The organism is Pseudarcicella hirudinis (assembly GCF_900115665.1).
GTDB lineage: Bacteria > Bacteroidota > Bacteroidia > Cytophagales > Spirosomataceae > Pseudarcicella > Pseudarcicella hirudinis.
Map to the genome: position 1 here is coordinate 614,927 of NZ_FOXH01000002.1, position 21,747 is coordinate 636,673.

Below are 21,747 nucleotides of genomic sequence, written 5' to 3' on the forward strand. Positions count from 1 at the left end.
TGCTAAAAAAAGATATAATACGCCTAGTTAGGCGTAATTTTTGTAGTAAAAAAAGCGAAACGTTGATTTGCTTTTTTATTTTGTGAAAAAGTATTGAAAAATACTGCTGAGCCACATACTATTTTTGAAATAAATAGGAATTATGATTGAGAAGGTTTTACTTGTAGAGGATGATAATATTACCATCACATTATGTGAGTTGGCTATAAAGAAATTTGATTTTGCGAAAGAGGTGCATTCTTCCAGGAATGGCAAAGAGGCTTTGGATTACTTCTCAGATTGTTTGAAAAGAAAGAAAAAAGGCGAAGAAAGCGAAGCGCCACCCCTCATCTTTCTTGATTTGAATATGCCCGTTCTGAATGGCTGGGATTTTTTGGATGAATACCTGAAAAAATTTGCAAAAGATTTTCCGAAAACCAGAGTCGCTATTCTCTCTTCTACAATAGATCCCAATGATTTTTCGAGGGCCAGCAAATATGATATTGTTGTGGAATTTATCAGTAAACCTCTTACCATGAGAGTGTTGACTGAATTGAAAAAGAATTCCAGCATAAGCCAATATTTTCCGGAATAATTTACTGATTTTTATAATTAAGCATCTTCTTAACCAGATTTTGAAAAACTAATGGCTGATTTGGTACATTAAGTTTTATGAACATTGTCCTACATTATCTATTTTAACGTATGTGTTATGAACAAATCATCTGCCTGGAAATGAAAGCTGATTCAGCTTCAGGACTATGGAAGGTAATCAGGGTCTTGTGGTTTTAAAGTAGTATTTAAGAATTTCGAAATGAATAAAAATCAGTTGTACTGGACTTCTCAGTTTTTGTGGTGGTTTTGCTTTAGTTTGTGCCTGGCTGTGATTGTCGGGGAGAGGGATGCGTCAGTTTTCAATTTTGCAATATGTATTTTTTTTAACACTTTTCTGGGCATTTCTTTTACACATATTTTTAAGTCGTTCTTTAATAAAAACATATTTGAAACGACTCAGATAAAGACATTTCTAAGCTACGGTTTTATTGGTATTCTGGGAGGCATATTGCTTTCTCTTACCTTCAACAGTCTTATTCTCGGTTGTACAGCCGGTCTGACATTTCCGAAAGATTCTTTTCATTACCTGAAACTTGCCTTAGTCAGTTTTCTCGGATACGCACCCTGGTTTATACTCTATTACTACAACCAGTATATTCATCAATTTCACCAGGAACAGAAAGTAATAGTTGAATCAGAAAATCTTATTCAGAATGCCGAACTGGAAAATCTGAAGAGTCAGCTGAATCCCCATTTTCTGTTCAATTCCCTCAATTGTATCAAAGCATTGGTCCGTACCGACCCGCCGCTGGCCCAGAAGTCGATCATACAACTTTCAGATATCCTCAGAAGGTCATTAACACTCAGTGAATCCCATACTGTAAATCTGATAGATGAACTATCCATGATGCAGCAGTATCTGGAACTGGAAACAATACGTTTTGATAAAAGGCTCCAGTATCATTTCCAGTTGGAAAATAAAACTTTAAACTTTAAGATTCCGTCTATGTCCCTGCATTTGCTGGTGGATAATGCTATCAAACATGGAATCAGCAGGCAGCGTAACGGAGGCGAGATTTATATCCATACCCGCATGCATCAGCAAATGCTGACTATCACGGTCAGAAATACCGGAAAACTTGATAAAAACTTTTCTGATACCGGACTGAGTCTGAAAAATCTCCGGAAAAGGCTTCAATTACGATATTCCGGAAAAGCTTCCCTGCATATCGAAGAAGATGAAGACCACGTGGTAGCCTCTTTAAAAATACCAATCATTTAGTCAATAATAATTGTAGTAACAATACAGCGAAACACACTGAAATTTCTCCCGACCTCTGAAGAATTCTTCAGAAAATCTCCTTTATCAGAAAATCTGACTCTTCTTAAAAAGCTAAAAATAAAATTTAGCAAGGCCACGCCAATTTTGTACTTTTGCGTTATTGAAAATCAGAAAGAGATTTTGTCAGGTGCTACTGCCCAAATAATCATAATTTTATGAGCAAACAATTTAAAAGAACTACCGTTACCGCTGCCTTAATCTATGCCAACGGTCCTATTCATATCGGCCATATTGCCGGATGTTATCTTCCTGCCGATATCTACGTTCGTTACCTGAGAGCAAGCGGCCAGGATGTGAAATTTATTTCAGGAACTGATGAGCACGGTGTGCCCATTACCATTAAAGCAAAAAAAGAAGGTATAACTCCACAGGAGGTTGTTGATAAATATTACAAAATCATCAAAGAGTCTTTTGAAGAGTTTGGAATTTCCTTTGATATATACTCAAGAACTTCAAATACAGTTCACCACGAAATGTCTCAGGATGTTTTCAGGAACCTGTACGAAAAAGGACAGTTTATTGAGGAAACTACTGAGCAATACTACGATGAAAAAGCTCAGACATTTTTGGCTGACCGCTATATCATAGGAACCTGCCCGAAATGCGGTAATGAAAATGCATATGGCGATCAATGCGAAAGATGCGGTTCTACTTTGTCTCCGACTGAGTTAATTAACCCGAGATCTGCGTTGAGTGGTGTGCAGCCTGTAATGAGGCCAACTAAAAACTGGTACCTGCCTTTGGATAAAATGCAGCCAATGCTTGAAAAATACGTAGAAAGCCATCCGGAATGGAAAACGAATGTATTAGGCCAGGTAAAATCATGGTTGAATGACGGACTGAAACCACGTGCCATGACCCGTGACCTGGACTGGGGTATTAAAGTGCCATTGCCTGATACAGAAGGAAAAGTTCTCTATGTATGGTTTGATGCACCGATCGGTTATATTTCCATGACCAAGGAATTGACCGAAGACTGGGAAAAATATTGGAAAGACGAAGAAACCCGTTTGGTGAACTTTATCGGTAAAGACAATATTGTTTTCCATTGTCTGATTTTCCCGGCGATGTGTATGGCAGATGGCCGGTTCATTGTGGCGGATAATGTTCCTGCCAATGAATTTATGAACCTTGAGGGAGATAAAATTTCTACTTCGAGAAACTGGGCGGTCTGGTTACATGAATACCTTCGAGAATTTGAGGGAAAACAGGATGTTTTAAGATATGCCTTAGCGGCTTCAGCGCCTGAAAATAAGGATTCTGATTTTACATGGGGTGATTTCCAGACCAGAAATAACTCTGAATTGGTAGGGATTTTAGGCAATTTTGTAAACCGTGCTGTGGTACTTACCCAAAAGAATTTTGATTCAAAAGTACCGAAACAGGGTGAATTAACCGATTTTGATCGACAGACTCTGGCCACTCTGGCTGAAATGCCTGCTAAAATTGCTGAGTCTGTTGAAAATTACCGATTGCGTGAAGCATTGGCACTTATGATGGATGTTGCACGCCTTGGTAATAAGTATTTGGCAGATACCGAGCCCTGGAAAGTAATTAAACAGGATAGAGAACGTACGGCAACTATTCTCAATATCGGTTTGCAGATTACAGCCAATCTGTCAATCCTTTGCGAGCCATTTATGCCATTTACTTCTGAGCGTTTACTGAAAGGCCTTAACCTTGAAAAATTCTCATGGAAAGATGCCGGAAGAGCGGATTTAATAGCAGAAGGACATGAACTGGCTGAAATGGGACTGTTATTTGAAAAAATTGAAGATGCAACTATTCAGGCACAGATACAGAAGCTGGAAGATGCCAAGAAAACAAATGAGCTGGCTGGCAAGACCGTTCCGGTGCTGAAAGAAGAGATTCAGTATGATGATTTTGCCAAAATGGATATTCGTATCGGAACAATCATTGAGGCAGAAAAAATGCCTAAGAGTAAAAAGCTGCTTAAATTGAAAATTGATGATGGCCTGGAACAGAGAACAATCCTGAGTGGTATTGCTGAGCATTTTGAACCGGAGGCTATCATAGGAAAACAGGTAACTTTCCTGGCAAATCTTGCTCCGAGAAAAATGATGGGAATGGAATCTCAGGGAATGATATTGATGGCTGAAGATAAGGACGGTTCGCTGGCTTTTGTGCAGCCCGGTAAGGCTGTCTGGAACGGAGCCCCGGTTGCCTGATAATTTCGCGAAAAACGGCTTGTTTAAGCCTTTATATGAATTGACTGATCCTGCTTTTGCAATAGTTCGTCTGTTGGAAAAGCAGGATCAGTCAGTTTTTGTTTACGGAGAGGCATGTTTCCTGTTTTGAACAGCTTATGAGTTATCATAAGTTAATAAAAGCAAAAATGTAATATTTTCTGAAAAAAGCCATATCAGGAAATCAGGGTAAAAAGACAACAGGTCTTTCAGGATAGTTTGTAAAACCCTGAAATATGGCTGTCAGAATTTTCCTTCTCTCATATTCTTTCCCCTTAATGCCATAAAACAGGTTCGAAATTCAATGGATTAGCTTTCTTTTTAAACATTTTTCATATGAAATACTTTTCTGAAATAGGTGTTATATTGAGTATATATACTTATTCAATCAAAATACTAAAAAGTTATGGGTATGAAAAAGGTTCTTAGTATAGCCGTTTTAATAGGAGCTTCTGTAAGCTCACTGTTCGCACAGGAAGTGCCAAAAAATGATCCGGGTTTTTCGGTCAATAATTATAAACATCCAAATAAAGCAAAGGCTGCTCAGAAAGCCAAGACTGAAGGAACCTCTGTGGAGGTAACAACCTTCAAAGGTTTGGAAGGACAGCTGGTTGATGCAAATTATCATCATCCGAAATATGCACCCAGACCAAAACTTTTGGTAGCAGAATCGGAGGCAATCGATAAAGAACACAATAATCCGCTTAATTCTTCAAGAAACTATAAGCTGGCTTATGTGAAGTCGAAAAAAGGAGAAATACAGAAGAATGCAGACAGTCTGGCTTTGAATACTGACAAGGCTGAATAAAGCAGGAAATTCCGGAAGAAAGCTCGCTGAAAGGCGGGCTTTTTTTGTCCGGGCAATACGCGATAAATGCAGGTATCAGAAATGGTTAAAATCCCCGGAAAATAAGAAATATGATATCCGGAACTACAGATTTGAAATTTTGAGATAAAGTGCTGAGGCAGAAGATTCTACTATGAAAGTATGCTTGCAGAGTATTTTAGTAAACTTTGCGGAATAAAATGCAGTACAAATGCTCAAAAATGAAATAAGGACAGGAGAACCTCCCGCCCTTATCTGTTTAACCTCTAAACCTATTTAACTATGAAAATTGATACAAATATACTGCTTTTTTTGAAAAAATCTGAGTTTAGTACAAATTTTTTTATAAGCATTTGATAAGGGTATTTATTCGGTGATGAGTTTCGAAAACAATGTATATACATGTATTTCTTGAAAAAAGGACATAAAAAAAAGACATCGTTATAAACAATGTCTTTTCCGTCTTACCTCTAAACCTATTTAACTATGAAAAAAGATTTTGCAATCTTGTCTCGACTGAATCATTATCTAAAACGATTTTCCTCGATTCTGCAATGTCTGTATATACATCGTTTTAGCTAATACAAATTTGCAACAAAAATTAATATTGTGCAATAGCCAAAGCCGTTATTTATTACGAAAATTTAACAAAAACTTTAAATATCTTAATTTTAAAAAAGACACCACCATTGATGGTGTCCTTTCCGTCTTACCTCTAAACCTATTTAACTATGAAAAAATAACTGCACCTTCTCTAAATTCATAAGTCTGATTCAGATAGAATCCTTACAGACTTTTTGATTACAAAGAAGAGATCTCTGTACTCACCTCTATTCTCTCTACACTCTCTTCAGTAACATTTGTGGATGGAGTAAAGTTCCATAAGAAGTTGATAGTCTTGGCTGTAAAGCTTAACTTCTCGTTCCATGCACTTGCTTCTTCTCCTTTAACTTTCGCTAATTTTTCCTGCAATTTAGCTACACCTTCGTTGAATTTATTTTTCTGCTCATCAGAAAGTTTCATCAATGAAGGAGAGTTCTGATTGTAAGAATTAAGGACTGTCAGAACATCATTCCATTCTGCTTTTTTGGTAAACTTATGAGCATTTTCACTCATAAATCCTACAAAATTATTAATGCCTTCTTTTGCTATTAATTTAGAGGACTGAACTTTGTTTGCACCTGCAACTGTTCCTTCTTCATTTCTTACTCCTGCTTTTACTTGTACCGCTGTAGTAGCTGCTAATACCATTAGAATCGCTACTTTTAAAATTTGCCGCTTCATGTTTTTTTACAATTTTGTTTTATCTTATTGACACTACAAAATTATAGTACATTTCCGTGATTTCCAAATCTTGATTTTTCACAATACAGAATAATATTCTATGAAAATTTCAAATTGCCAGATAAAAATGAAAGAAAGTCTAATATTATGAAAATATTTCGAAATATAATTTTCATTTATTCCTGATAAGTTTATGAATATTTTTATTTTTAATTTTTTCAAAAAATGCAAATATTCTTTAAAAAGTACAATTATTGATTGAATTTATTCATCGTTGGCTGTATCCCCTGAGTACAAAAACTCAGGATCATCTCACCCGCACGGTCTAAATACTCAGGAAGTTGCTCATATTCAGCTCCTTCAAAGTTTCCTAAAACATATTCTACCTGCCTTCCTTTTGCAAATTCATCTCCTACGCCAAACCTTAATCTTGCATAACTGTTACCACCAAGTACTTCTTCAATATTTCTTAAGCCGTTATGGCCGCCATGAGAGCCTTTGGGCTTTAAACGCAGCTTTCCGTAAGGTAATGCAATATCATCAGTTACAATCAGAATGTTTTCCGTTTCAATCTTCAGATCTTTCATCCAGTAATTGACTGCCTTCCCGCTTAAATTCATATAAGTAGTGGGCTTAATGAGATGAATTTGTCGCCCTTTGTGTTTTATTTCCGCATGATAGGCGAGTCTTTCCATTGAAAATTTAGTCTCATAGGTACCGGCAAGCCGGTCTGCTACCAAAAAGCCAACATTGTGGCGGGTTAAAAGGTATTCAGGACCGATGTTTCCAAGACAGGCGATTAAGTATTTCATAAAAAAAGTGTGATTATGGCTACGAATAGACTAAAGTTTCGTTATTAGACTTTAGCGTTTTGAAAATTTTAATTTAGTGACTTTCCAATTGATCGGAGAGTATAAACAAAAACAGACGCAAATTACTAATTTTGTGTGTGACTATTCCTTTTATGATGCCCCGAATCCTTTTAAATCGTTTTATAATTGTGGTTGCCCTTTTAGGTTTGGGAACCTCTTCCGTTTTTTCTCAGGAAAAGAGAAAACTACCTCCTCCTGTTAATACTTCAAAGTTTATCGAATTTGCCCCTTCTGTGAGTGCAGACGGGAAAACCCTCATTTTTGAATCTGACCGTCAGGGAGACTGGAAATTATTTGAGTCGAAAAGAAACGGAAATCTTTGGTCTGTTCCGGTTGCCATACCCAAAATCAGCAATACATTTTTTGAAAAAGCCCCTTTGGGTGGCCCTTGCCTCAGTTATGATGGAAATTATCTGTTTTTCTCTGCCAGTAATAAGGATTCAGAAGGAAAGGAAGATATTTACTTTTCAGTAAGAGAAAAAAACGGCTGGTCAGCTCCCAGAAGCATTGGTGCTCCGATTAACTCTGCTGATTATGAAGGCTATCCTTCTGTTTCTCCGGATGGAAAGAAATTATATTTCGCCAGAGGAAAGCTGTTAGGAGAAATGAAGAAAGACCTGCAGCAGATGTGTTATAAAATAATGGTTTCGGAAAAGGGGAGTAACGGCAACTGGGGAACTCCTGTTGAATTACCAGCACCTGTCAATATCGAATGTGAAAAAGCCCCGAGAATTATGCCTGATGGAAAAACATTAATTTTTTCATCAATCAGAAAAGAAGGACTTGGTGATTTTGACCTTTACAAGACTGAATTGCAGGCAAATGGAAGCTGGAGTAATCCTGAAAACCTGAAATTCGCCAATACCAGAGGATTGGATCAGTATGCTTCTGTTCCGGCTTGCGGAGATGTAATGTATTTTGTGCAGGATGGAGATATTTATACTTCTGCTGTTCCTTTTAATGTAACACTTGTTGTACAGGGATGGGTTACGGATTCTACAACCGGAAAAAGTCTGAGTGCTAAAATTAAAATATATGACGCAGACCAGCCTGACAGATTAAGTGCTGAGATTGAAAGCAGCGGCGCAGAAGGACAATATACTTTTGTCGGTAAACCCAATAAAAAATATATTTTTGACATCAGTGAACCGGGATATCATCGCAAAAAAAGGGTAGTGGATCTGACTATTCTGAAATCATGCGAAGGACTTGAAATTCCGTTGAGATTAAGACCTTTGGCAGAGAAAGAGCCGGAGGCTGTTGATTATCACCTTGCTTTTGAAGCGGTAGATGCCCAGACTAATTTGAAAATCCCTGCGGTTTTTGAAACCTCTGATACCAAAACAGGGCAAAAAACAGTGTTCAGAAATGATGCACAGACTTTACAAAGTAGCGGAACATTCAGGTTAAAGCAAAAATATGCAGTTAATGCTTCACTTAAAGGATATAAATCCGAGAGTATAGCTTTGCAGGTGGATGAAGTAAAAGGACTGGATCCGGTAAGAACAATTCGTTTACAGCCTTCTTCCTACAATTTTAAAATAAGGGCTTATAATAGTGAAATTAAAAATGAAGCGCTGAAAGACATTAAGGTTAAAATCACCGACATCGCTTCAAATCAGTCATTTGAGCTTGAGGCTCCCAAAGGTGGATTATTAGTTGAAACTAATCTCCAGAATGACAGGCAATATAAAGTTGAGATTTCAGCGGATCTCATGCTGTCCAATGAGCAGATTATTCGTAAAACACCTAATCTTGAGATGTTTCAGCTGTTATTGGCACCGAAACAGGGAGCTGTGTTTCTTTTTACGGCCATAGATGCTAAAACTTCAGAGGTTATCGGAGCAAGCTTTAAGGTAACTTCCTCAAAAACCGGAAAAGAATTTAAAGGGACGACTACTGCCACAAATTCACAATTTGGCGTAAGTCTTTATAAAAGTGACAGCCTGAAAGTAGAATTGAATGCTAAGGGCTATCAGCCGACAATTCAGACTTTTGGTGTAGGCAACTTTTCATTGGGAGAAAGAAGAGAATATTCTGTTAAAATGATCCCCGAAAAATTCAGTCTTACCATTTTAGTGTTAGAAGAAGGTAGCCAGAAAGTGATCAAATCAGCCCTGGTAAAATTAAAAGACCTGAGTGATGAAAGTCAGATTCCGGTAACCAACAGAGCAGAGGCAGATGGTTTTATAGCAAATATTAAACGTAAGGGACAATATGAACTCGCTCTTGAATCACCGGAGTATGCTTCCAAAACTCAGAAAATAGATCAGATTCCTGAAAATGGTATTTTGAAAGTATATCTGTCCCGTCAGAAAAACTTGTCCGTTACCTTTAACGTAATTGATGCCCAGACCGGAAAACCGGTAAAAGCTGATATGCATATAAAACTGGAAAAGTCTAACAAGATATTTACAGCTGAGAAAGTTTCGGATTACGAGGTGAAGATTACGGCATTGGAAGTATTTACGATTGAAACTTCTTCAACAGGGTATAAGTCGAAGATCAGCACTTATAACATGTCAGATTTTAATCCCAACAAGAAATATGATTATGAAGTAAGGTTGGAAAAAGCTCCTTTTGTCTTAGAAATTAAGGCAATAAATATTCTGACTAAAGCACCTTTAAAAGAAGCTCAGTATAAAATTACGGATTTGTCAACCAACCAAAGCCTGAAAGCATTACCGGAAATGAAAGAAGGTATTGCCAGTGTAGGATTGAACCAGGATGTGAAATATTCACTTGAAATTACGGCGGATGGTTTTGAGCCTTTTCAGGAAAATTTATCAAAACTGAGCCAGAATCAAATGACTTTCGGCTTAAAACCGAAAACAGGAGAATCGGCAGTTATTCTTGAATTGAAAGATGCGGTTAGCGGGAAAAAATTAGCAGGGACTTTCAAGCTTACGCACCAAAAGAGTCAGAAGACCATCAATAGCAAGACTAACGAAGGCACGATGGATGTAAAAGTACCTCTGACCCAGATTGAAAACTATAAAATAGAAGTTTCAGTAAAGGGATATCCTGTTAAAGTTGAGAATTTTGATTATCCTCAGCTTGGTAAAATTGTAAGTAAATTAATTGTTTTGGTAAAAGAAGCTTCCGTATTGGGTTTGAAAGCAGTTGATGAAGCCACTAAAAAACCGGTAAAGGATGTGGTTTATTCAGTACTTGAAATGCCGAATAGTATTTTGGCAGGTTCTTCTGTTAAAGTTCCTGCCGGGATTACAGGCTTTAATGTAAAACCTGGTAAAGAATACCTTATTAAAGCCAAAGCTCAGGGTTTTATAGACTATGAAGAAAAATATCTTGTAGGTTCTGAGGATACCGTTAAAACGATTCTGTTGAAAACAATCCAGAAATCGGCTTTGTCATTTTATGTTATTGATGCCCAGATCCAGAATCGGATTCCTGCCCTTGTAAGCGTTATTGCTCCTTCAGGAGAGACTATTGCAAAAGGGAATACAGATGCGCTTAAAACAGATTTAAAGACAGTTCTGCAACATGGAATGAGCTACACAATCAGGGCTTCATCAAAAGGATACAAGAGTTTTGAAGGAAAAATAAAAGCAGATAGTTCAACCACCGGCAAAGAAGCAGTTTCTGTAATTGCACTTTCCAGAGAAACAGAACCTTTCACTTTCAGAGTACTTGATAATCAGACAAAAAAGGCTGTATTGAATAGCAATGTGAAAATTTCGGATCTCAAATCAGGACAACTTATAGCTTTTTCTCAAAATGGAGAATCTTATGCAGCACAATTGGTAGCTTCTGCAAATTATAAGATTGAGGTTGATGCGGAAGGTTATGCCTCTGCCGTTGAGCGGATAGAGCCTGCTAAACTTACGGGTAAAAAAGATATTTTTCTGGAAAAGAAAAAGGCTGCAATTGTAGCTCAGACGCCTGTGCTTTCTTCCGCAACAGAATCTCCTAAAGTTGAATTACCCGAAAGTAAAAGTTCTTTTGATAAAATTGAAAAAGGTAAATCAATTGTTCTGGATAATGTATATTTCTTACAGGGAAGTTTTATTCTGCAAACAGAATCATATCCTCAGCTGGAAAAAGTAACTAATATGCTGAAAGCCAATCCGGGAGTAAAGATTCAGATTTCAGGTCATACCGATAATGTGGGAGATCCCAGATTAAACGTTGCACTTTCAGAAAACAGGGCAAAAGTTATTCTGAACTATCTGGTAAGTAAGGGAATTGATGACAGCAGATTATTTTATAAAGGATACGGAGGAGCCAATCCGGTAGCTCCGAATGATACAGAAGATAACAAGAAGAAAAACCGCAGGGTTGAAATTACCGGAATAGAGTAGGAGCTGAAAGCGTAAAAACCAAGCATATCCTTTGAATTCAGGGTAGATAATTTCAAGAGATTTCCCAAATTGAAGGTTATTACCTGAAAACAATAAAAAACGCGCAACTATGAAAATAAAGAGTCAGATTATCAGTGCTTTAGCCATAATTCTTGTTTGCATGCTTCAATTTCAGACGCAGGCTCACAGCAAAGATCCTAATTCAAGGCTTTTTGAACTTCGGACTTATTATGCAAGCGAAGGGAAATTCGAAGATTTAATGTCCCGCTTCAGAAATCATACCCTAAAGTATTTCAAAAAGCATAAAATGAAACTTGAAGGGTTCTGGATACCGATTGACAATAAAGAGAATAAACTGGTGTATGTACTTTCATATCCTGACAGGGAAGCCAGAGAAAAGTCATGGAAGGATTTTATGGCGGATAAAGGTTGGATTGAAGTCATGAAGGCAAGTGCCGTAAATGGTGAAATTGTTGCTAAAGTTGAGGCAACCTTTTTAAAAACTACCGATTTTTCAGCCAATAACCTGAAATCATCGGGAGACAGGGTTTTTGAACTGCGCACGTATAAAACTACGCTTAACCACCTTCCTAATTTGTTGGAGCGTTTCAGAGATCATACCTGTAAATTGTTTGAAAATCATGGAATGACCAACATTATTTACTGGACACCAACCGATAAAGACCAGGGAGCAGATGATACCCTGATTTATTTTCTGACTCATAAAAGTAAGGAGGCAGGTTTACAATCCTTTAAAGAGTTTGGTGCAGATCCTCAGTGGCAGGCAGTCAGAAAAGCCTCAGAAGAAAAAGCTGGAGGTTCTCTGACCGTTTCAGTAAAATCTGAGTATATGATTCCAGCTGATTTTTCTCCTTTGAAATAAAAATTGAACCTTAGTGACTAACTTGCGGAAATTTGAATGTTTATGCTTCAGGCAGAATGTTCAGATCTCCGCAAGTTTAGTTTTATATGAATTGTAAAAGATTCTTTTTTGCGTTTATCAAATTCAGAACCTCTTGAAATTGAGAAGAGGGTTGATACAAAAACTTAGAAAATATGTCAAAATTAGCTTTTATTACAGGCGCAACTTCAGGAATAGGTTTAGCAACGGCAGAAGCATTTGCCGATTTGGGAATTAACCTGATTCTTTGTGGAAGAAGAATCGAGCGTCTTTATGAAATTCAGCAGCAGCTTTCAGAAAAGGTAAATGTGAATATCCTGACTTTCGATGTAAGAAATAAAGAAGAAGTTGAAAAAGCAATTGCTACCCTTCCGGAAGATTTACGGAATATTGATATTTTATTGAATAATGCCGGAAATGCACATGGACTGGGACCGATTCAGGATGGGCATCTGGAGGATTGGGATGCAATGATCGATGGTAATGTAAAAGGTCTGTTATATGTTTCCAAAGCGATAATGCCTTTTATGATTGCGAGAAAGAAAGGTCATATTATAAACCTCAGTTCGATTGCCGGAAAGCAGACTTATCCGAATGGAAATGTCTATTGTGCTTCTAAAGCGGCCGTTGAAGCTATCTCAGAGGGAATGAGACTTGATCTGAACCCTTATGGTATCAAAGTAACAAATGTAGCACCCGGAGCAGTAGAAACTGAATTCTCACTGGTAAGGTTTAAAGGAGATGAAAGCCGTGCTGAAGCAGTTTATAAAGGTTTTACTCCATTGAGTCCTCAGGATGTAGCAGAAATTATTGCCTTCGCCGTCACCAGACCCGCTCATGTGGTAATGGCTGATATTACCTTATTCCCAACCGCCCAGGCATCAGCAATGCTTTTGAAGAAAGAATAGACACAACCTTTTTTTTCTATGTGCCCTATATGCCTATGTGATTACAATATGAGGAAGTAAAACCTCTATGTGCTCTATATGCCTATGTGGTTACAATGTTTCTATATTCCCTTTATGCCTATGTGGTTGCAATATGAGGAACTAAAACCCCTATGTGCCCTATATGTCTATGTGGTTACAATGTTTCTATGTTTCCTTTATGCCTATGTGGTTGCAATGTGGACATACAAAGTAAAAAAGCCCGGAGCTGAGAACTCCGGGCTTTAATGGAATGAGGGGTTTTTGACGAGACAAATAACGGCAAATCTGTCAAAATCATTTAGAAAGCTTCGTTACAAGTGAAGAACCCATTGGCTTTTCTCCTTTGAAAGATTCACTTTTAATTACCCCTACATTGGGACAAAACCATTCATTGACAGTAAATGTCATATTAAAAATGGTTTTTAACGACTCCGTACTCGTAATTTTATAACAGTCAAAAGTTCCGGCAGGAGTAGTGACTGATTCTTTTCCGGTCACTTTTCTGTCGGTAATTTTTAGCAGAATAGTCATGATTTTCATCCCTCCGGAATAAGCTTCCGCTGTGAACTCATTTTCGGGAAGTGTTGCACCTACACTCAGATCAGAAGGATAATTAAGATAAGTATCGGCACTTTTAATTTCCATATCTTTCATGCCGGACATTTGCTCCTGAGGTAACATTGTTTTCATACTCATAGAAAACACACCCCCTGAACATTTATAAGTACCTTCTCCGGCAAGAGTTTCCTTCCCTTTTTTATCCGTTATTCTGGTACTTACTTTCGATTCGTTTCCGGTGGAAGAAATCACTTTGTACGAGATCTTCCCGATAGGCTCTCCTTTTTTATCATAATTGGTCATTTCCATCTCGGTATTGTTTGTCAGCAAAGCAAATCCGCAGTTTTGTGCAAAACTGTGAGCCGTTGCCGATACTGAGAGTACAAGAGCAATAAGTAAAGACTTTTTCATTGTAGTTAATTATTTAGAATATAAGATATTGAGAACCAGTATTCTTTAGATATTTTTCTGAAGAAAAGTTAAAAACAGAGACGCTTCAAATTTAAATAGAAGGTAAATAGAAAGAAACGGATAAAAGCGTTTTTTAGTAAGTGGTAAAGACGGAAGAAGTTACGAAAAAATAATAATTTTCTCAATATTCTGAAGGAGGGAAACAAAAAAGAACTACCCGTGGATAGTTCTTTTGGACTGTCAGTAATTAAAAGAATTTACACCAGTGATCTCTGACGGATAGCTTCATACAGAATGACCCCGTTTGCTACAGAAACGTTCAGAGAACCAACTCTTCCTGCCATTGGAATATTTGCCAGCTGATCTGCTCTTCGCATTAAATCATCAGAGATACCGTCCTCTTCCGAGCCCATAATAATGGCGGTAGGAATGGTAAAATCTACATCGTAAATCGTTTTTTCTACTTTTTCCGAACAGGCAACCACCTGAATACCAGAATCCTGAAGATACTTTACCGTTTCAGACAGACTATTTTCTCTGCAAACAGGAAGGAAATTCAGTGCGCCGGAAGAAGTCTTCATCGCATCCGCATTAATCTGGGCAGCACCACGCGTCGGGACAACGATTGCCTGTACTCCCGCACATTCTGCAGTACGTGCAATGGCACCAAAATTTCTTACATCGGTAACTCTGTCCAAAATCAGAATAAATGGTGTTTTTCCCTGCTCATACACATCTGCCACAACATTTTCAAGTTTTACGTAATTGATAGCTGAAACAAACGCAATGACGCCCTGATGGTTTTTTCTGGTAATTCTGTCTAATTTCTCAGAAGGAACTTTCTGAACCGGAACACCTCTCATTCTGGCAAATTCCAGAATTTCAATGCTTCCCAGTTCTCTCTGGACTAATATCTTTTCAATTTCCTTTCCGGCTCTCAAAGATTCAAGAACAGGCTGAATCCCGAAAACCAGATCTTTATTGTCTGCCTTGGGAGTAGTAAAATGCCTGAATTGTTTTTTGCCGTCCGGACGGCTATTAAAGTTGTCTTTGTTTTCCATATATTGTATTGATCAATGCAAGCCCCGGTAAAAGCCAGATTCGGCAATCAGGATTTCAATTGAGATATTACTGATTTTTTGGCGACAGGGATTGAAAACACAAAGGTCGGAAAGATTTCGGCAGGAAACAAAAACAAGCCCGGAATCTGACGTTTATATGCAAAAAAGGGTGGTGAAATTAATCTTTTCACCACCCTTTTCATCTTTGTGAAAAATATTGATATTCAATTAATTCTGTTTGGATAATAAATCACCGTTTCTCCATTGTTCAACTACCGGAAACCAGATTGACTGATATTCTGCATACCGCTGCAATTCATAATGATCTTCTACAAACTGATTAGCTCTCTTATTGAAGGTGAAATTGATTTCTGAAAACTGCCCGTTTCTGGTGTAAGACCATACTTCACGATCTTTGGTTCTTGTGATTTTTGTAGGATCTCCCATAATTATCCAAACCATACCTTTATCAGTTTTCCAGCCTTCTTTATAGGTAGTAAAAAGACGATTCGCTTTCTCAACTCTCTGGTAGAAATTCTTTATGGTTCTTTTGGCAGCTCCCTGATTCCCGTTCATAAGGTTCAGCCAGTAATTATCCATCGATTTCTTGGCCTCTTTGGTATTATAAAGGTCCGTTGCTTCTGTATTGGTACTCATATATACCAAAGGTTTTACAAGTTTTTCCGGTCTTGTAATTTTTGGATAGCGGTTATCCACGGCAATTATTCCGATTCCGTAAGACTCTGTGGTATCTCTGGTAAAATAATAAAGTGCCTCCTGTTTCAGGATAATCGGTGTACCGCTGGTTACTGTAAAAGAAGAATCAACAAATAACTGTTTTGAAACCTGTCGCGGAGCTGTTGCCATTGGTGACATGGCCGGATCAAATTCATATTTATAACGGTAAACCTGGAATTTCTGACCATTATCTGCCAGGCTCTTCAGCTGAATCGTATCCTGTGCATAAAAGTAATTTCTGGCAAGTGGTTTCTGACCGGATTTATCGAAAAACATATAATAATCACCTACTTTGCCAGATTGAAAACGTAGAAAAATATCGTTTGCAAATTTATTTCCGGTAGAATTGTCTCTGATTTCCGAAATCCCCATAGCTGTCAGCATATCTTTAGGTTTTGGTAAATCGAAAGAGACCGTAAACCAGTTTCCATCTAAAGTGACATTTTCCGGAGTCAGCATCAGGGCGGTACTTGAAATAACCTGACGGGAAGTATAATCAGGATAAAGCGAGAACGAGATAGACAAATCTTTGATAAACTGCGTAACGTTTGTCTGTTTGTCGGTATCAATACTTAAATAAACCCTTACCGAATTGCCGTTATTGAGAAACCTGCTTTTGCAGATTAATTGCTGTGAAGGAGACTTACTGGTAGCCGAAGTGTTATTTTGCTTGCCTGTGCCATATTTACCGGGAGTGTTGGAAACCATACAACTGCTCAGTAAGCAGGCAGATACAAAGAAGTATAACAATCGTTTCATAATAGAACCTGATTTTAAGTGTTCAGACTTAAATATAGTTTGAATAAGTTTTGTGAATTCATGATGGTAATAATTATACATTGGTTTCTCATGAATCCATTTCCTGTTCCCCTCATTCTCATTCAGCAGAATTTTGCTGTATTTTGCCTGAAAAGGAAACTTTGCTAAAGATACAAAGTTTAAGAAAGTTTAAATGGATAACGAATCAAATCACATAGTATTTTTTTCATGTCAATCAAAAGCGGTAATTTTGGTAATAATTCTGTAAAATTTGGAGAAATAAAAGTCTTTAGGCTTTCTTTGTCTGAAATACTTATTAAGAAATGTACAAAACTACTGAAATTGCCTCATCGGAAATCATCTCCGATAACCCGGTTCACCAGCGCCTGCTGTTCCCTTATGTAGAAGCTGCAAGAATGGTTTCCGGAAATCTTTTGGAAATCGGTTGCGGAACAGGCCGCGGGGTAGCTGTTTTAGGAAATTCAGTTACAAACTATACTGGAGTTGACAAAAACGAGCCGTTGATGACAAAATTAACGCAGGAATATCCTGATTTTAAATTCATCGATATGTTTCTGCCTCCGTTAAAAGGCCTGGAAGATAACAGCTTTGATTTTATTGTTACCTTTCAGGTGATTGAACATATTGAGGATGACAACGAATTTATCAAAGAAGCACACAGGGTTTTAAAACCAGGTGGAAAATTGATTCTGACTACGGTCAATCGTAAATATTCTTTAAGCCGTAATCCCTGGCATGTAAGAGAATACCTTGCCGGAGAATTAAAAGGGCTGATTCTGAAACATTTCTCAGCAATCCAGACAAAGGGTGTTCACGGAAATGAAAAGGTAATGGCCTATTATGAGGAAAATAAGAAATCTGTTCAAAGAATAACCCGTTTTGACATTTTTAATCTCCAGTACAGATTGCCGAGATGGATGCTTCAGATTCCTTATGATATTGCCAACAGATTGAGCCGAAATATGCTGCAAAAAACAGATAATAAACTGGTTACAGGAATTACCTATCAGGATTATTTCCTCAATGACGATGCAGAGGAATGTCTGGACTTTTTCTACATTGCTACCAAATAAAGCGTTCTGATACACTTTTTTAATACGTTGTAAAACCTGAAATCCATGGACTTTCTACCAAAAGACATTAGCCTTTATGCAGAGGAACATACAACTTCTGAAAGTGAGGTTTTAGCCCGTTTGAACCGGGAAACGCATTCGAAAATTATGCAGCCCAGAATGCTCTCAGGGCATATTCAGGGACGAACTTTGTCGATGTTTTCCCATATGATTCGGCCCGGGCGGATTTTGGAGATTGGAACTTATACAGGATATTCAGCTCTGTGTCTGGCGGAAGGACTGGCAGAGGATGGTAAACTGATTACCCTTGATATTAATGAGGAACTGGAAGCTTTTACAAGGTCTTTCTTTGCTGACTCCGGTTTAGATTCAAAAATCGATTATCGTATTGGAAATGCAATTGAAATCATTCCTGATTTAGAGGAAGTATTTGACATTGTATTTATTGATGCTGATAAACTGAATTACCACAATTATTATCACCTGGTTTTTGATAAAGTAAGAACCGGAGGGTACATTATTTCAGACAATGTACTCTGGAGTGGAAAAGTTACTCAGATTGAAGAAGGAAAAAAGGTTGATAAGGATACGCAGGCCATTCTTGATTTTAATAAAATGTGCCATGAAGATTCAAGAACAGAAAATGTACTTTTACCCATCAGAGATGGTTTACTGATTTCCAGAAAGCTGTAACATATTGTTTAATAATCAGGCGATAAACTATCGTCTGATTATTAATTTTTGTCCGGCCAATACATTATAATTCCTGATATTGTTCCATTTTACTACATCTTCCACCGATACACCATATAATTGAGAAACCCTGAACACAGTCTCGCCGGTTTTCAGAATATGGTATTTGGTTTTAATGTCTTTCGTACCTGAATCGTTCTGATTCTTTACAATTAATTCCTGTCCGATTTCAATAGTATAATTATTCAGGCCATTCCACTGCATCAGCTTGTCAACCGAAACGCCGTAAATCTTAGAAACCCTGAAAAGTGTTTCTCCGGCCTGTACCACATGAGTTGAGGAGTTGTTATTACCGGAAATATATTTGTTAACAACCGGATTTTCGGTTTTGGTTACGATCTCTCTGCCTGAATTTTCTTCTGTAAGACCTTGTTTGGGAAAGGCAGCAATATTGTTATCAGAATTAATTCCCACACTCTGGCTGACCAAAATTACCTGACCCGATCTGAGAGGTGTTCCGGGCTGTGTTTTATTAATCCGATACAATTCATCCAGACTCATTCCGTACATTTTAGCAATACTGAAAAAGGTCTGTTTAATCTGAACCGTATGGTTGATTATTTTTCTGATTTCATTGCCTGAACTTTTAGGAGTGGATGCTGATTCCTCAGCAGGCTCTACTACGGTAACAACTGGTGCTGAAACTTTAGGCTCCTCGGTTTTAGGAGGAGTCTCAACAATTGTAGTTTTAGGTATTACTGGTTCTGCTGCAGGTTTCTGAACCGGTTCGATAACCACTTTTTCCGTGTTATCAATGACGGTAGTAGTTACATTTGGTTTTGACGGGTTATCGGTATTTTTAGCAGGTAAATCGCTTTGTTCAGGACGGGAATAGAATTCTGATTTTTCATCTCTGGAATAAATCTCTCTCGTCAGAATGGTAGGAGCAGAGGGTGGAGCATCATTGGTATTAACAAATTCTACAGGCTGATTATTTGGTCTGGTATCGACTAACCAGATCAATCTTCCTTTTTGAAGTCGCTGAATGGTTTGCAATCTGTTTTTAGATAGCAATTCCTCTAACTGAACGCCATACATCTGGGATATTTTCCAGAGTGTTTCATTTCCCTGAACAGTATGGAAGGCTACAACGGCTTTTTTATCTTTCTTTCTTAAATAATAAATCTCATTTGGAATTATTCTGTCATTTTCATCCAGGTCATTATATTTCAGGAATTTTTTCTTATTGATTCCTCCACGATCGGCAATTGTCTCAGGTGTATCACCTGCGAAGGCAAGAATCCCCTTTTTACCATTGATTTCATACAAAACCGCATCACCTTTTTTAGAACTTTGAGAAACCAGATTGAGTACCGGGAAGCCTAAATCATTTTTAACAACTTCCTGGCTTTCAATAGTGTTTTGCTGAGAAGAGCGGTCTTTCAGTTTTTTAATCTGATCAGAATTAACCGGAAAGTAAACAATATAGTCTTTGTCGTCAGGTACGCTGGTGGATTGCAGCCATGAATTATTCTTACGGATCTCCACTAAATCTACATTTAATTCTCTGGAAATATCCGAAAGGTTTTTTCCCCGGCTATTCGGGTATTCAAAAAGGTAACTACCACTTGAATCTTTGAAAGATTTATATTCTCTTTCCAGAAAATGCTTGTAAGCCAGAAATCTTAAAACATACCAATCTGTTGAAGAATTGACAGAAATGTCATTTTTGGCAGCCCAGTCGAGGGAATTATTTCTGCGGACAGCCCCTAAACCCAGGCGATAGGAGAGAAGAGTTGCGACCCAGTTTCTTAAAATCAGGTTATTTCTTGACAGATAGACCGCTGCTCCACGTGTAGCAGCAACAATGTGTTTTCTTTCATCCACAACACCGTCAACTCTTAAACCGACTTCCTGAGCAGTTTCCCTTTTAAATTGCCAGAAACCATAAGCATTTGAGGTTGAAATAGCTTCCGGATTCAAAGCACTTTCCTGTACGCATAAATATTTGAAATCATCAGGAATTCCTTCTTCGGCCAGGATTCTTTCAATCACCGGAAAATACAGAACCATTTTGGATAAAACCGCATCAAGGTATTTCCGGTTATTGTTCAAATTGTCAATTTCATTCTGGATAATAGATTTGGCACTTCCATCAATTCTGACATTGACAGATCCGACTATAATACTGCGGGGGAGTTCCTGAGCTTTGACAAGGGCAAAGGGGAAAAACAGCATAAATATATACGACAGCGAAAAACGCTTTCTCATTAGCAAGGAATTAGGGTGACTACTTTTGGGGTAAATGGATTTTATTGTATATAAAGCCTGAAAATAGAGGATTTTAGTAAACATAACAAGGAGTCTTTTAAAATTACACACCATTTTGATGAAATAATACCTTCCTTTTGTTAGATTTTGGCTGAACTAAAAATACAATTAATCTTTCATTAAACAAATGCCGGTCAACAATTAAAGTGCTGTAAAAACTAAAGTATATGCTGCATTTATAATTATTTTGTAGCAGGTAATAAGTAGTGAACTGGATTTTTTAAGACATTATTATACTAAATTTGCAATAATTTTAAAAAATTTGACTCAAGAGGACCATGATTTTAATTGAAGATACCGTAATAAGTGATGATATCGCTGACAAGTTTTTTGTTTGTGATATCTCAAAATGTAAGGGGGCCTGCTGTGTTGAAGGTGATCTGGGAGCACCTTTGGAAGATGCTGAATTGCCAGTCATGGAAGAAATTTATGAAAAGGTGAAACCATATCTTTCTGCCGAAGGAATCAAAGCCATTGAGGAAGAAGGCGTTTATGTAAAAGACTGGGAGGGGGATTATTCAACACCGGTGATTAAAGGGAGAGAGTGCGCGTTTGCGATTTATGATGAGAAAAATATATTGAAATGCGGCATTGAACAGGCTTATTTCGATAAAAAAATTGATTTCAGAAAACCTATTTCCTGTCATTTATATCCTATCAGAATTACGAAGTACGACCATTACGAAGCATTAAATTACGATCGCTGGCATATTTGTTCTGATGCCTGTTCTCATGGTGAACAATTAGGTGTGGAATTGTATAAATTCCTCAGGGAACCACTTATTCGTAAATATGGCGAAAAATGGTATGAAGAGCTGGAGAGGGAGATATCGGAAAATAAGTAATTACATAGGCATATAGTGCACATAGAATGCAACCCATACA

At 37.6% G+C, this 21,747-nt stretch carries 16 protein-coding genes; 10 read left to right on the forward strand and 6 right to left on the reverse strand.

Annotation, left to right across the window (positions count from 1 at the left end):
• Window positions 1–142: 142 nt before the first annotated feature.
• The 4 genes from BM179_RS05660 (at window position 143) to BM179_RS05675 (ending at window position 4,891) form a co-directional block, all read left to right on the forward strand.
• Window positions 143–574: a response regulator gene (locus BM179_RS05660; protein WP_092013499.1), complete on the forward strand. Its 432-nt coding sequence runs from the start codon at window positions 143–145 to the stop codon at window positions 572–574.
• Between the two features lie 219 nt (window positions 575–793).
• Entirely contained in the window at window positions 794–1,816 is a 1,023-nt protein-coding gene (locus BM179_RS05665) for a sensor histidine kinase (protein WP_092013502.1), read from the forward strand.
• Window positions 1,817–2,031: 215 nt separating this feature from the next.
• A complete protein-coding gene (metG, locus tag BM179_RS05670) occupies window positions 2,032–4,065 on the forward strand; it encodes a methionine--tRNA ligase (RefSeq protein ID WP_092013505.1) in 2,034 nt (677 codons plus the stop codon).
• A 430-nt stretch (window positions 4,066–4,495) separates the two neighbouring features.
• Window positions 4,496–4,891 carry a hypothetical protein gene (locus BM179_RS05675; RefSeq protein ID WP_143095157.1) on the forward strand — a complete coding sequence of 132 codons (396 nt, stop codon included), beginning with the start codon at window positions 4,496–4,498 and terminating at the stop codon, window positions 4,889–4,891.
• 819 nt (window positions 4,892–5,710) lie between these two features.
• Here the strand turns inward: BM179_RS05675 and BM179_RS05680 are convergent.
• Together BM179_RS05680 and pth are read right to left on the reverse strand one after the other, a co-directional pair.
• Window positions 5,711–6,193: a hypothetical protein gene (locus tag BM179_RS05680; protein ID WP_143095158.1), complete on the reverse strand. Its 483-nt coding sequence runs from the start codon at window positions 6,191–6,193 to the stop codon at window positions 5,711–5,713.
• 251 nt (window positions 6,194–6,444) lie between these two features.
• Window positions 6,445–7,005 (reverse strand): aminoacyl-tRNA hydrolase, encoded by a 561-nt coding sequence (gene pth / locus BM179_RS05685; RefSeq protein ID WP_092013514.1) that lies wholly within the window; start codon window positions 7,003–7,005, stop codon window positions 6,445–6,447.
• A 152-nt stretch (window positions 7,006–7,157) separates the two neighbouring features.
• Between pth and BM179_RS25680 the strand changes: the two genes are divergently transcribed.
• The 3 genes from BM179_RS25680 (at window position 7,158) to BM179_RS05700 (ending at window position 13,196) form a co-directional block, all read left to right on the forward strand.
• On the forward strand, window positions 7,158–11,387 hold the full coding sequence (locus BM179_RS25680) for an OmpA family protein (protein ID WP_092013516.1): 4,230 nt from the start codon (window positions 7,158–7,160) through the stop codon (window positions 11,385–11,387).
• Window positions 11,388–11,496: 109 nt separating this feature from the next.
• Window positions 11,497–12,270 carry an NIPSNAP family protein gene (locus BM179_RS05695; RefSeq protein ID WP_218159167.1) on the forward strand — a complete coding sequence of 258 codons (774 nt, stop codon included), beginning with the start codon at window positions 11,497–11,499 and terminating at the stop codon, window positions 12,268–12,270.
• 173 nt (window positions 12,271–12,443) lie between these two features.
• Window positions 12,444–13,196 (forward strand): SDR family NAD(P)-dependent oxidoreductase, encoded by a 753-nt coding sequence (locus tag BM179_RS05700; protein ID WP_092013519.1) that lies wholly within the window; start codon window positions 12,444–12,446, stop codon window positions 13,194–13,196.
• A gap of 315 nt (window positions 13,197–13,511) precedes the next feature.
• Here BM179_RS05700 and BM179_RS05710 read toward each other — a convergent pair whose 3' ends face one another.
• From BM179_RS05710 to BM179_RS05720, 3 genes are all read right to left on the reverse strand, one after another.
• On the reverse strand, window positions 13,512–14,186 hold the full coding sequence (locus tag BM179_RS05710; protein WP_092013525.1) for a TapB family protein: 675 nt from the start codon (window positions 14,184–14,186) through the stop codon (window positions 13,512–13,514).
• Between the two features lie 257 nt (window positions 14,187–14,443).
• The gene (gene rlmB, locus BM179_RS05715) at window positions 14,444–15,247 is read right to left on the reverse strand and encodes a 23S rRNA (guanosine(2251)-2'-O)-methyltransferase RlmB (protein WP_092013528.1); all 804 of its coding nucleotides are present in this window, start codon (window positions 15,245–15,247) and stop codon (window positions 14,444–14,446) included.
• A 228-nt stretch (window positions 15,248–15,475) separates the two neighbouring features.
• Entirely contained in the window at window positions 15,476–16,744 is a 1,269-nt protein-coding gene (locus BM179_RS05720) for a GWxTD domain-containing protein (protein ID WP_177219309.1), read from the reverse strand.
• 323 nt (window positions 16,745–17,067) lie between these two features.
• Here BM179_RS05720 and BM179_RS05725 point away from each other — a divergent pair, with 323 nt between their 5' ends.
• Both BM179_RS05725 and BM179_RS05730 read left to right on the forward strand, forming a co-directional pair.
• The gene (locus tag BM179_RS05725; protein ID WP_092013534.1) at window positions 17,068–17,838 is read left to right on the forward strand and encodes a class I SAM-dependent methyltransferase; all 771 of its coding nucleotides are present in this window, start codon (window positions 17,068–17,070) and stop codon (window positions 17,836–17,838) included.
• 45 nt (window positions 17,839–17,883) lie between these two features.
• Complete coding sequence (locus BM179_RS05730; RefSeq protein WP_092013537.1) at window positions 17,884–18,531, forward strand: O-methyltransferase; 648 nt, start codon at window positions 17,884–17,886, stop codon at window positions 18,529–18,531.
• A 27-nt stretch (window positions 18,532–18,558) separates the two neighbouring features.
• Here BM179_RS05730 and BM179_RS05735 read toward each other — a convergent pair whose 3' ends face one another.
• Window positions 18,559–20,802 (reverse strand): LysM peptidoglycan-binding domain-containing protein, encoded by a 2,244-nt coding sequence (locus BM179_RS05735; RefSeq protein ID WP_177219310.1) that lies wholly within the window; start codon window positions 20,800–20,802, stop codon window positions 18,559–18,561.
• A 338-nt stretch (window positions 20,803–21,140) separates the two neighbouring features.
• Between BM179_RS05735 and BM179_RS05740 the strand changes: the two genes are divergently transcribed.
• Window positions 21,141–21,707, forward strand: a complete 567-nt coding sequence (locus BM179_RS05740) for a DUF3109 family protein (protein ID WP_092013543.1) — start codon at window positions 21,141–21,143, stop codon at window positions 21,705–21,707.
• The last annotated feature ends 40 nt before the right edge of the window (window positions 21,708–21,747 follow it).

Bases quoted from the DNA above. Each gene is read 5' to 3' on its own strand.
- BM179_RS05665 (WP_092013502.1), top strand. From the start codon at position 794: ATGAATAAAAATCAGTTGTACTGGACTTCTCAGTTTTTGTGGTGGTTT.
- BM179_RS05700 (WP_092013519.1), top strand. From the start codon at position 12,444: ATGTCAAAATTAGCTTTTATTACAGGCGCAACTTCAGGAATAGGTTTA.
- pth (WP_092013514.1), bottom strand. From the start codon at position 7,005: ATGAAATACTTAATCGCCTGTCTTGGAAACATCGGTCCTGAATACCTT.
- metG (WP_092013505.1), top strand. From the start codon at position 2,032: ATGAGCAAACAATTTAAAAGAACTACCGTTACCGCTGCCTTAATCTAT.
- BM179_RS05695 (WP_218159167.1), top strand. From the start codon at position 11,497: ATGAAAATAAAGAGTCAGATTATCAGTGCTTTAGCCATAATTCTTGTT.
- BM179_RS05660 (WP_092013499.1), top strand. From the start codon at position 143: ATGATTGAGAAGGTTTTACTTGTAGAGGATGATAATATTACCATCACA.
- rlmB (WP_092013528.1), bottom strand. From the start codon at position 15,247: ATGGAAAACAAAGACAACTTTAATAGCCGTCCGGACGGCAAAAAACAA.
- BM179_RS05735 (WP_177219310.1), bottom strand. From the start codon at position 20,802: ATGAGAAAGCGTTTTTCGCTGTCGTATATATTTATGCTGTTTTTCCCC.
- BM179_RS05675 (WP_143095157.1), top strand. From the start codon at position 4,496: ATGAAAAAGGTTCTTAGTATAGCCGTTTTAATAGGAGCTTCTGTAAGC.
- BM179_RS05740 (WP_092013543.1), top strand. From the start codon at position 21,141: ATGATTTTAATTGAAGATACCGTAATAAGTGATGATATCGCTGACAAG.
- BM179_RS05725 (WP_092013534.1), top strand. From the start codon at position 17,068: ATGTACAAAACTACTGAAATTGCCTCATCGGAAATCATCTCCGATAAC.
- BM179_RS05680 (WP_143095158.1), bottom strand. From the start codon at position 6,193: ATGAAGCGGCAAATTTTAAAAGTAGCGATTCTAATGGTATTAGCAGCT.
- BM179_RS05730 (WP_092013537.1), top strand. From the start codon at position 17,884: ATGGACTTTCTACCAAAAGACATTAGCCTTTATGCAGAGGAACATACA.
- BM179_RS05720 (WP_177219309.1), bottom strand. From the start codon at position 16,744: ATGAAACGATTGTTATACTTCTTTGTATCTGCCTGCTTACTGAGCAGT.
- BM179_RS05710 (WP_092013525.1), bottom strand. From the start codon at position 14,186: ATGAAAAAGTCTTTACTTATTGCTCTTGTACTCTCAGTATCGGCAACG.
- BM179_RS25680 (WP_092013516.1), top strand. From the start codon at position 7,158: ATGATGCCCCGAATCCTTTTAAATCGTTTTATAATTGTGGTTGCCCTT.